Annotated in this window: 12 protein-coding genes; 3 read left to right on the plus strand and 9 right to left on the minus strand. The window is 26.5% G+C overall.

Features of this window, described 5'->3' with window-relative positions:
- Positions 1-23 precede the first annotated feature (23 nt).
- The 4 genes from JWF52_RS17975 to JWF52_RS17985 form a co-directional block, all read right to left on the minus strand.
- Positions 24-1298, minus strand: a complete 1275-nt coding sequence (locus tag JWF52_RS17975; protein ID WP_208334856.1) for a dihydroorotase — start codon at positions 1296-1298, stop codon at positions 24-26.
- A gap of 2 nt (positions 1299-1300) precedes the next feature.
- Positions 1301-1474: a M20/M25/M40 family metallo-hydrolase gene (locus JWF52_RS19515; protein WP_286184265.1), complete on the minus strand. Its 174-nt coding sequence runs from the start codon at positions 1472-1474 to the stop codon at positions 1301-1303.
- Positions 1475-1512: 38 nt separating this feature from the next.
- The gene (locus JWF52_RS17980) at positions 1513-2514 is read right to left on the minus strand and encodes a hydantoinase/carbamoylase family amidase (RefSeq protein ID WP_286184266.1); all 1002 of its coding nucleotides are present in this window, start codon (positions 2512-2514) and stop codon (positions 1513-1515) included.
- A 127-nt stretch (positions 2515-2641) separates the two neighbouring features.
- On the minus strand, positions 2642-3790 hold the full coding sequence (locus JWF52_RS17985) for a DUF362 domain-containing protein (RefSeq protein ID WP_208334857.1): 1149 nt from the start codon (positions 3788-3790) through the stop codon (positions 2642-2644).
- A 191-nt stretch (positions 3791-3981) separates the two neighbouring features.
- On the opposite strand from JWF52_RS17985, the gene JWF52_RS17990 reads away from it, so the two are divergent.
- A complete protein-coding gene (locus JWF52_RS17990) occupies positions 3982-4383 on the plus strand; it encodes a hypothetical protein (protein WP_208334858.1) in 402 nt (133 codons plus the stop codon).
- 117 nt (positions 4384-4500) lie between these two features.
- The gene (locus JWF52_RS17995; protein WP_208334859.1) at positions 4501-5292 is read left to right on the plus strand and encodes a nitroreductase family protein; all 792 of its coding nucleotides are present in this window, start codon (positions 4501-4503) and stop codon (positions 5290-5292) included.
- A 34-nt stretch (positions 5293-5326) separates the two neighbouring features.
- On the opposite strand, the gene JWF52_RS18000 is transcribed toward JWF52_RS17995, so the two are convergent.
- A complete protein-coding gene (locus JWF52_RS18000; protein WP_208334860.1) occupies positions 5327-5872 on the minus strand; it encodes an NADH peroxidase in 546 nt (181 codons plus the stop codon).
- 231 nt (positions 5873-6103) lie between these two features.
- Positions 6104-7045, minus strand: coding sequence for a DMT family transporter (locus tag JWF52_RS18005; RefSeq protein WP_208334861.1), 942 nt, complete (start codon positions 7043-7045; stop codon positions 6104-6106).
- Positions 7046-7242: 197 nt separating this feature from the next.
- On the opposite strand from JWF52_RS18005, the gene JWF52_RS18010 reads away from it, so the two are divergent.
- Entirely contained in the window at positions 7243-8127 is an 885-nt protein-coding gene (locus JWF52_RS18010; protein ID WP_208334862.1) for a polysaccharide deacetylase family protein, read from the plus strand.
- 54 nt (positions 8128-8181) lie between these two features.
- Here the strand turns inward: JWF52_RS18010 and JWF52_RS18015 are convergent, their stop codons facing one another.
- The 3 genes from JWF52_RS18015 to JWF52_RS18025 form a co-directional block, all read right to left on the minus strand.
- Positions 8182-8529 carry a DUF4870 domain-containing protein gene (locus JWF52_RS18015; RefSeq protein ID WP_208334863.1) on the minus strand — a complete coding sequence of 116 codons (348 nt, stop codon included), beginning with the start codon at positions 8527-8529 and terminating at the stop codon, positions 8182-8184.
- A 97-nt stretch (positions 8530-8626) separates the two neighbouring features.
- The gene (locus tag JWF52_RS18020; protein WP_208334864.1) at positions 8627-10102 is read right to left on the minus strand and encodes a PAS domain-containing sensor histidine kinase; all 1476 of its coding nucleotides are present in this window, start codon (positions 10100-10102) and stop codon (positions 8627-8629) included.
- A gap of 215 nt (positions 10103-10317) precedes the next feature.
- Positions 10318-11019, minus strand: coding sequence for a PAS domain-containing protein (locus tag JWF52_RS18025; protein ID WP_208334865.1), 702 nt, complete (start codon positions 11017-11019; stop codon positions 10318-10320).
- Positions 11020-11198: the final 179 nt, after the last annotated feature.

Below are 11198 nucleotides of genomic sequence, written 5' to 3' on the forward strand. Positions count from 1 at the left end.
TTTTTATTTATATTATAGTTATACTACTCTTCTATATCTTCAAATACTACTTTACCTCTACATATGGTATATTTAACTTTTCCATATAGACTGCTTCCCGTAAATGGTGAGTTACTTGCCTTAGATACATAATCTTTTACTATATACTTTTCATTTGAAGCAAATATAACTAAATCTGCTAATCCGCCTTCTTCTATACATCCACTTTCTAAGTTATATAATTTAGCAGGATTTATAGTCATTTTTTCAATTAACTTCATTATGCTTAAATGACCTTTTCTAACTAAATTAGTTACCCCTAAAGATAGCGCTGTTTCAAGGCCTATTATGCCACTTGGTGCTTTTTTAAATTCTACGTCCTTTTCTTCATTGGTATGTGGCGCATGGTCTGTTGCTATTATTTCAATAGTATCATCTTGTAGCCCTTCTATTATTTTATACTTATCATCTTGAGTTCTAAGTGGAGGATTCATTTTAGCATTAGTACCATGCTTAAGTACATCATCTTCTGTTAATGTAAAATGATGTGGCGTTGCTTCTGCAAAAACATTCGCACCTAATTTTTTAGCCATCCTTACAACTTCAACAGAAACCCCAGAGCTTATATGTTGTATATTTACTTTTGCACCTGTTTTTATAGCTAGCATACAATCTCTTGCTACCATAACATCTTCAGCTACATTTGATGCTCCACTTATTTTAAGCTTTCTAGAAATTTCACCTTCATTTATCCCTGGATTACTTATAAGAGATGGATCTTCTTCATGAAAACTTAGAGGAACATTTATCTCTTTAGCTTTATTCATTGCTTTTAAAATAGTATCACTATTCATTATAGGTAAACCATCATCACTAAATCCAACTGCACCTAATGATTTTAATTTTTCCATATCTACTAATTCTTCACCTTTAAATCCTTTACTTATAGATGCTACTTGTAATACATTTATAGGTGATTTTTTAGATTTATTCATTATATATTTTAAAGTTTGTTCATTATCTACTATTGGATTAGTATTAGCCATACATATAACAGTAGTAAATCCACCTCTTGCTGCTGATAATGATCCACTTTCTATATCTTCTTTATGCGTAAATCCTGGGTCTCTAAAATGAACATGTACGTCTATTAACCCTGGAGCTACTATGTATCCACTAGCGTCTACTACATTTGTGTATTCACTTGTTATTGGAAATTTTCCTATTTTGTATACTTTATCTTCTTTTATAACTATATCTAAAACTTCATCTCGTTTTGTCTTAGGGTCGATTACTCTCCCATTTTTTATAAGTATCATGTCTATATTTCTCCCTTTAAATATTCATATATAACCCTTGCTCCATCATATATACTTAATAATGAAGAGAATTCACTTTTATTATGACTAATCCCTCTATAACATGGGATAAATACCATTGCGCTATCACATAATTTTGTAAATGACATAGCATCATGTCCTGCTCCACTTGGCATTACCTTATGAGATATTTTTAATTTATCACTACATTCAATTAATTTTTTTGAATATAAGAACTCATTTTTACAGGATCAAAAGATCCTTCATCTTGTAAAAAGAATTTAACATCCCTTTTTTGTGAAATATCTGTTATAGCCAGATTCATCTTTTCTACAATACTATCTAAACTTTCTATATCAATTCCTCTTATATCTATTCCAAGATTAACTTCTCCTGGTATAACATTTAATACATTCGGACCATTGCTTATTACTCCTACAGTTGTTACAGACTTCCTATAAAGTTCTTCCCTACCTATTCTTTCAAGTTCTAATATAAATTCTGAGGCGGCACAAAGTGCATCTTGTCTCATATCCATAGGAGTTGCTCCTGAATGTTCTGCTTCACCATGAATACATAAACTAAACCTTCTTGGTCCTGCTATATCACTAACTATTCCAACCTTTATACCATATTCTTCTAATACCTTTCCTTGTTCAATATGTAGTTCTAAGTATTGCTTTATATTTTCTATTTTTTTAGGATTTAAGTTATAATCTTTATTATTAAATATCTCAATAATTGATTTACCTGTTTTAGAGACTAATCCACGTACATCATTTTTAGTTAGTTCTTTTGTTATAAGGCCACTACCTATAGTACATTTTCCAAAATTACTTGATTCTTCACATCTAAATGCTGCAACTCTAATTGGTATATCTAACTTATCATTTTTGGCCCAACTTAATATTAAAAGTCCTGCTATAACTCCTGCTACACCATCGTATCTTCCACCATTTACAACAGAATCTAAATGAGAACCTAATAAATAATATTCTTTATCGCTAATATCATTAGCTACATAAGTATTTCCTACTTCATCTATATAAGTATAAAAATTCTCTTTCTCCCCTAAGTATTTAAACATATCGTGCATTTCGTCTTCTACTTTAGAGTATCCTAGTCTTGTTACTCCACCGTATGAATTAGCTCCAATATCATAAAACTTTCCAAATACATACTCTAAATATTGTACATCTTCTCTTTTTGAAGTCATAATATATCCCCCATTATATTTGAATATTTACTTATATACGACCTTTTTACTATATTATACCCTATATATACATGTTTTTAAATGATTATAACGAATTAAATTTATATTTTTTCTAATAAAATTCGATTTATTTTAATAATTTAAATATAAAATTACGCTTAATATCTATCGCTTTTTTAGGACATAATTCATGACAACAATAGCATCTTATGCATTTATCTAAATTTATAACTACTTTCTTATCTTTTAATTTCATAACTTTTGCTGGACAAGCCTCAATGCATTTACCACATTTTATACAATCTTTATCTCTTATTATCGGCTTTGGAGTAATAAGTTTTGTTATAGGTTCATGCAAAAATTTAGGTAAAGTTGATGATAATAATCTAAAATCTTTGCTAGTACTTGGAATTTTAAAATCTTTTATTATTAATGGATTTATATCATCACCTAAAATTTCTACATCCGATAAATCTTTCTTTATATAATTTCTTTTTATAGAACCTCTTATTGTTGGAACTTTGTCACAATCTAGATTTATAATTTTACAAGCTACAGTATCTATTGCATAAGGGCTAGAAGATGCTAATAATACACCTATTTTTCTTGGAGATCCAGCTGAAGGTCCATCACCTTCCATTCCAACTATTCCATCCATTATAGTAAGAGTTGGATTTACATAGGAACATATATCTAGAAGCACATCTTCACAAAATAATTCTTCTGTAGGAAATCTATAATGTATTTCTGCTTTTTTTAAGCCAGCTATACAACCATATAAGTTTTTTACTCCTCCAGTAAAAGTTGCCATTCCATGAGTTTTTAATTTACATACATTTATTACATGGTCTACTTTTGTTATGGGTGTTATAATATCCATATACTTAAGCGCATGCGCATCTTTATTTTCTACTTTAATATCCGAAACATCATAGTTTAAATTTATCCCTAAATCATTTGCTACATCTTCCATACCAGAAGACTTATATATTCCTTTTAGTGATCCCTGTGTATATGGCCCACCTGGACTATCAGCTATTATTACTTCACAATTTAAATTTAAAAGTTTTTTACATAAAACTTTAACTACAATAGGATGAGTTGTTGTAGCTTCTTCAGGAGTTTTTTTCATTAATAAGTTAGGCTTTATAAGTACTTTACTTTTTGGCTTTATATATGATTCTAATCCACCTATATTTTCTAAATTTCTTTCTATAGATTTTAATACATTTTCATAATCATAATTATCACATCTTATAACAGATACCTTTTTCATTTTTTCCCCTTTATTAACTTAAATTTACATATTAGTATTTTATTCTCTTTTTATTAATTATATATCATCTTTATCTTTATTAGATAAAATTTAATACATAATTTACTATCTACCTTTTTACATATTTAATTTTGAACATGAGGATACTATATAAAAAGTTTTATTTCTAACAAAATATAGGAGTGATTTATATGAATAAATTAAAATTATCTTTACTTACAATGCTCATGGTATTATCACTAGGTATTATTTCTTATGCTGATAATAGCTCTATAACTGCTGATAATAACGTTAAAATGACTCAAGAGAAACATTATCCTGTTGTAGATATAACAAATCATACTACTAGAGATATTACTGTTGAGTGGGGAGCTTATGGAGATAAATACCAAGGAGATATTTTAGTTCCTGGTAAAAGCACTGTATCCTTAGAACTAAAAGATTTAGCATTTTTGGGAAATAAAAACGAAACTACTAGAGTATGGATTACTTGGAGTGAACCATTACAATTAAAACCTTTAGGTACACAAGTTGATACTATACCTTTCAAAGCTCTTTCTCAACCAACAGCACCTCCTGTTGAGTTGGGATAAATAAAAAGCCTAGATTATATTCTAGGCTTTTATTTAGTTGTTAAAAGTAATAACTTGTAAAGGATATTTCTGCTTTGCATAGAACTTTATATATACTTTATTTTAGGGGGATTTTGTATGAATTCTACAATAGAAACAATAAATAATAGAGTATCTCTAAGAAGATATGAAGAAAAATCTATATCTAAGGAACACTTAAACCTATTAATTGAAAGCGCAATAAAGGCTCCTACTGCTGGTAATATGATGATGTATTCTATAATTAAAGTAACAAACAAAGAAACTAAGAAAAAGTTAAGTATAACTTGTGATAATCAGCCTTTTATAAAAAAAGCTCCTTTAGTTTTATTGTTTGTGGCTGATATGCATAAGTGGTATAAATACTTTGAAATTTGTGATGTAGAAAAAATAGCTAAGAGTAATAATAAAGAATTTACATCTCCTGGAATTAATGACTTCATGCTCGCTGTAAATGATGCATTAATAGCTGCTCAAAATGTGGTTATTGCTGCTGAAAGTTTAGGAATTGGTAGTTGCTATATAGGAGATATAATGGAAAATTATGAAATACATAAGAGTTTATTAAATCTGCCTGATTATACATTTCCTGCTGCTATGCTCACTCTAGGGTATTATCCTAAAGATTATAAAAAAATTTTTCGAGATAGATTTGACGAGAAATATGTAGTTTTTGATGAAAAGTATAAAGACTTGAATAATAACGAACTTGTAGATATGTTTAAAAATAAAGAAAATAATATGCCAAATACTAATATTTTTAATGCTGAGAATTTTGGTCAACTATTATTTATGAGAAAAATAAGTTCTAATTTTGCATTGGAAATGAATCGCTCTATAAATAAAAATATCAAATTTTTTATAGGTGAAAATAAAAAAGGAGAAAGATAGTTCTTTCTCCTTTTTGCATAAATTATTTTAATTCTTATTTTTGGAAATGTCTTTCTAATAAACCTAAGAATGCTTTACCATGTCTCGCTTCATCTTTACACATTTCATGTACTGTATCATGTATAGCATCAAGTCCTAATTCTTTAGCTCTCTTCGCTATTTTTAATTTTCCTTCTGTTGCTCCGTATTCTGCTTCAACTCTTGCTTTTAAGTTAGCTTGAGTGTCTGCTACTACTACTTCACCTAATAATTCAGCAAATTTAGCTGCATGTTCTGCTTCTTCAAATGCTATTCTCTTGTAAGCTTCTGCTACTTCTGGGTATCCTTCTCTATCAGCTTGACGGCTCATTGCTAAGTACATTCCTACTTCTGTACATTCTCCAACAAAGTTAGCTCTTAATCCTTCTAATACTTCTTCATCTACTCCTTGAGCTGCTCCTATTCTATGCTCATCAGCCCAAACCATTTCACCTTTCATTTCTTCGAACTTCTCAGGTCCTACTTTACATACTGGACATAGCTCTGGTGCAGTTTCCCCTTCATGTATATATCCACATACTGTACAAACAAATTTTTTCATAATTATTCCCTCCTGTTATATTTATATAAATTTTAATTTTATTGTCTAAATTGTTATAACATATATATACCCTTGGTTATGTACCTTAAACAATAAATTTAAAATTATTTCTTATTGTATTAATGGAAACAATTTCCCATTTCCTACATTTTACCATTTATTATATATTAATATCAATACATAGAATGCATCTTTAAATATATTGTCTTAATATAAAATATTATTAATTATTTAGTCAATACTTGTATCTATCTCTTCTATATCTTTTTTATTTTCAATGCATTCTAATTCCCTTATGTAATGGTTTTCTTTTCTCAAAAATGATAACTTAGTTTCTGCCATTATAATTGATGCAAAAATTAATAAACTTCCTGCTATCATTTTTAATGTAACTTGCTCATTTAATAATATTATTGAAAATAATGTCCCAAATACTGCCTCCGTTGAAAGTATTATAGCAGTTTTAGTTCCTGAAACTTTCTTTTGGCATATAGTTTGCATTAAAAACGCTATGGTTGTGCTAAATAAAGCTAAATATAATACTCCTAAGTAACCACTAGGTTGTGAGTATACTTTTACCTCTCCTATAAAAACTTGGACTATTAATGATAATATAAAAGCTACACTAAATTGTATAGATGTTAGAATTATAGGATCTTTATTTACTGCAAATTCACTTGTAAAAAATATATGTCCTGCAAATCCAAATGCACAAATTAAAGTTAAAAAATCTCCAAAATTAACAGAAAAATTAGATTCTAAAGATAAAATCCCTATACCTATAAGAGTGATTACGCTACTTATTACACCAATTTTATCAAGCTTCCTTTTATAAATTATATATCCTATAAAAGGTACTATAACTACATTTGCTGCAGTTATAAATGCATTTTTAGATGGAGTTGTATATAATAGTCCAAAAGTTTGCACTGCAAATGCAATAAATAAAAAAATACCTAATAAACTCCCTTTTTTTATTATATCTTTATTAATATTTTTCTTAATTCTCTTAAAAAATATTATATTTAATAAAATAGATGATATAAAAAACCTTAAAGTTATTATCTGTATTGGTGTAAATCCTCCATCTAGCGCAAATTTAGTTCCTACAAACCCACTTCCCCATATAATAGCAATTAATATTAACCCTATTTCACCAATATACTTCTTCAATAAAATTCCCCCCTTACAATTATTTACATGCCCTTAAAATACTCTCTACACATATTATATCAGTTTACATAACTTAAAGTTTTGATAAATCGATTATTTTTTATTACAACATTGTTATTTTACTTAATGTATATTTTTAGCTATAATTGTCTATGAAAATTAGATTGTATTTGATGAAAAAAGGGAGATTGTAAGTTATGTTATCTAAAAAAGCAAAAAGTAAGAAAAAAATAGCAATAATTACTGGTGCTACAGTGTTAGTAATAGGAATTGGATCTATTGTATGGGCTGATATGGCTAAGAAAAAAGAAGAAAGAGAATTAGCTAAGCGTAAAGAAATTTTAAGATTAGAACAAATTGAGAGAGAAAAAAATGAACCCATAGTCGGAGCAAAAAAAGATTCTGTTAAAAAATACGGATACGATGCAAATGTAGTTTGGGATAAACTAAATAGTTATGATTATTCTAATAATGGTGAAAAAGTTGTATTCCTTACATTTGATGACGGACCATCTACAACTAATACGCCTAAAGTATTAGATACTTTAAATAAATATGATGTTAAAGGTACATTCTTTATTAAGGGTAACTCATTAGAAGTAAAAGGTGCTAATGAAATATTAAAAAGAACTTTTGATGAAGGTAATGCAATAGCTCATCACTCATATACACATGATTATAAAAAGCTATATCCTAATAGAAGTTTAAATTTAGATACTTTTACTAATGAAATTAATAAGACTACTGAAGCTATGAAAAAAGTTTTAGGAGACAAATTTACTTCAAATGTTTTAAGATGTCCTGGTGGATATATGTCTTGGAAAAATATGCAACCACTTAAAGATTATCTAAAAAACAAGGGTATGTCATCTATTGATTGGAATGCTTTAAATGCTGATGCTGAAGGTAAAAAAAAGAATGCTCAAGAATTATATGAATATGCTGTAAAAACTTCTCAAGGTAAAGAAATGGTAGTTGTCTTAATGCATGATACTTATGGAAAAGAAGAAACTGTAAAAGCATTAGATATGATAATACCTTATTTTAAAGAAAATGGATATCAATTTAAAATATTAGTTTAATACACTAATATAAAAAAGACTATTAAAAAAATTAATAGTCTTTTTTATAGTTAATTATTTTATTATATTAAATGTCAAAGGATATAAATAGTCTTTGTGTGATCCATAGTTTATTAATCCTATTAATGTCAGTATAAAATATACTAAACTAACTAAAGGTACTAATATAACTCCTATAAAGGCTATAATTGAAATACCTGCAATTATTTCATATATTACAAAAGTTATATGAAAATTCATAAGCATTTTCCCATTAGTATATATATAATCAGATTCTTTGCTATACTCTTTCCATACAAAATATACTATTATAAATCCTACTATATTAAATAGTACTATTGCTGCTGCCATCATTAACATTATTAAGTTTTCTTTAGGTATTGACCTTGAGTAATTATCCATTTTATCTCCTTTCTTAAATACAAATACTATGCTGATTATTTGTATATATAATTATAATATTCTTTATTTTAACATATAGTTCAATTTTAATAAAAATTTATATAGAGTATATATCAGAAAACTCTATATTACATTTTTCAATTTTAGATTGATTAAAACTACTTTTCGATATTTTACGCTTATTTTCTTTTATTAATCTTATTGGTAATTCAAATATAAATTCAGACCCATATCCTACTTTACTTTCTACATGAATATGACCTTCATGCATCTCTATGAGAGATTTGACTAACGATAATCCAATTCCACTACCTTCACATCTTCTTGTAAGTACATTATCTCCTTGCCTAAATCTATCAAATATAAATGGAAGCTTCTCTTTTGAAATCCCAACTCCATTATCTCTTATAGATACTACTACTCTATCTTTTATAATTTTTATATCAACTTTTATTTCACCATTTTTGTCTGTATATTTTATTGCATTTGACAAGATATTCAATATAATCCTCTCTATTTTATCTGGATCACAAGCTATAATTGTTTCTTCTGAGTTAGTATCAAATATAAGATTTATCTCTTTACCTTCAATATATTCTGCTACAGATAGTGTTATCTCTTCTACTATATTTACAATATTATGGTTTCCTAAATTCAACTCATAAAACCCTGTGTCTATTCTAGTCATATCTATTAAATTATTAACCAATCTTAACAGCCTATATGAATTTTGCTTTATCGATTTTATATGCTTATTTAAATTATATCCATTATTATATATAGTCACATCTTTAGTTGACTGTTTTTCTAATAATTGCATTGTTCCAAGTATTATATTTATAGGTGTTTTAAATTCATGAGATATATTTGCAAAGAATTCATTTTTTATACTTTCTACTTCTATTGCTTTCTCTAATAACTTTCTATTTTTTTCTTCTTCTTTCTCTTTAGTTATATTTCTAGTTGTAATTATAAAGTATTTTTTTTCTTCTATATATTTGTAGTTCCACTTAAACCATAGATAGTCTCCATTTTTAGATAATACTCTATTTATTGCTCTATTTTTATTATTATCTTTTATTTTGCTCATACTTTTTACTTCTTTTTTATAATCTGGGTGAATAAACTCAATAGCCTTTCTAGATTTAAGTTCTTCTTCAGTCCATCCAAGAGTTTCGCTCCATTGTGGACTTAAGTTTTTAAAATATCCATCTTCATTTATTGTAGCAAACATATCCACTGATATATCTAATAATCTTTCTAATTCATTTTCTATATCTATTCGTCTTTCAAGTTCTAGTTTAGCCTTTTTAGATAACTTATAGTTTTTTATAATTAATGCAATGCGTGAACATAAATTATTCATAAAGTCATTTTGATAATATTCAGGTTCATTATCGCCTAAATATGATATATTTAATATCCCTATAAATTCATCACCATTCATTAAATTATATGAACCTGCAAAACTAAGATTTTTATTTATACTTTTAAAGGCGGAAACCCTAATATCACTTATTCCAGAAACTTCTAATGTTCTTCCTATTTTTTTATCATCTAGTATTTTTTTCAAATCTTCTTTTTCAAATTTTATAATTTTTGGTGTAGTAGATATATTTTTTACCTCACCATATAAACTTCCTAGATTTAAAGTTTCAGATTCTTTGTCATATAGGTATAATGTTATTGAATCTGATTTTAAATAATTAGATATATTTTTTAATAAATTATCTAGTAATGAATTAATTTCTATATCATCAGATGTGCTATTATTTAATTTTAATATTTCTATATTTTTTTCAATTGTTTTTTTATAGTCACATCTTTAATCATTGTAACTATATACTTTAATTTGTCATTTTTTTTAAAAATTGGCGCAATAAACATATCCAAGTTTAATGGATTATCACCTTTTTCAACAACTGCCTCTATTAATCTAGGCTTTTTACTTTTTATTATCTTTTTTTCTATGTTCGATATATTTTCATATGTATTTACTTCGCTTATATCTTTAAGCTTTTTGCCCAAAATATTCATTTTTTCTATTGAGATATAATCATAAAAATACTTATTTCCATATATATATTTACCATCTGTACCTTTTATACATACAGCATAGGGTATTGTGTCTAAAGCTGTTTCTAAATCATTTATATTATATAGCTTATTACTATCTTCTTTACATACTAGAAATATAGATTCTTTATTATTAAATTTACTTAATATTATTTTTCCATTCAGTAAAATCTTTTCTTTTTTTGAATTTATAATTTCTACACTTATATTAATTTCTTCATCCTTTTTTATATTACTAATTGACTCATATAATTTTTTATTATCTCTATATAGTATATTTTTTATGTTAATATTTTTTATATATTTATTATCAAGGTCAATTCTTGATAATAATTTTTCATTACAAAACTTTATCTCACCCTCTCTATCCATAACTATAATATAATCGTTTACTGTATTTAATAGCTTAATCACAAATATGCCCCCTAAAATCAATAAAACTTAAATCAATAATTAATTTACATTTTTTACTAATAATCTCATTATAACATTTATTTTTTAAGTATTTCTAAAAAATCAACTTACATTTTTCTACAAAGATTTTTATTTAAATAAATTATTTTGTAATTTTTTTAATAAAAAGCCTCTTAAGT

The sequence above is a fragment of the Clostridium sp. CCUG 7971 genome (assembly GCF_017590215.1).
Taxonomy (GTDB): domain Bacteria; phylum Bacillota; class Clostridia; order Peptostreptococcales; family Peptostreptococcaceae; genus Faecalimicrobium.

What these genes read in the sequence shown, in the direction of transcription:
- JWF52_RS17975 (WP_208334856.1), bottom strand. Translation starts at nt 1,298, where the DNA reads ATGATACTTATAAAAAATGGGAGAGTAATCGACCCTAAGACAAAACGA.
- JWF52_RS18000 (WP_208334860.1), bottom strand. Translation starts at nt 5,872, where the DNA reads ATGAAAAAATTTGTTTGTACAGTATGTGGATATATACATGAAGGGGAA.
- JWF52_RS17990 (WP_208334858.1), top strand. Translation starts at nt 3,982, where the DNA reads ATGAATAAATTAAAATTATCTTTACTTACAATGCTCATGGTATTATCA.
- JWF52_RS18015 (WP_208334863.1), bottom strand. Translation starts at nt 8,529, where the DNA reads ATGGATAATTACTCAAGGTCAATACCTAAAGAAAACTTAATAATGTTA.
- JWF52_RS17995 (WP_208334859.1), top strand. Translation starts at nt 4,501, where the DNA reads ATGAATTCTACAATAGAAACAATAAATAATAGAGTATCTCTAAGAAGA.
- JWF52_RS18010 (WP_208334862.1), top strand. Translation starts at nt 7,243, where the DNA reads ATGTTATCTAAAAAAGCAAAAAGTAAGAAAAAAATAGCAATAATTACT.
- JWF52_RS17980 (WP_286184266.1), bottom strand. Translation starts at nt 2,514, where the DNA reads ATGACTTCAAAAAGAGAAGATGTACAATATTTAGAGTATGTATTTGGA.
- JWF52_RS17985 (WP_208334857.1), bottom strand. Translation starts at nt 3,790, where the DNA reads ATGAAAAAGGTATCTGTTATAAGATGTGATAATTATGATTATGAAAAT.
- JWF52_RS19515 (WP_286184265.1), bottom strand. Translation starts at nt 1,474, where the DNA reads ATGCCAAGTGGAGCAGGACATGATGCTATGTCATTTACAAAATTATGT.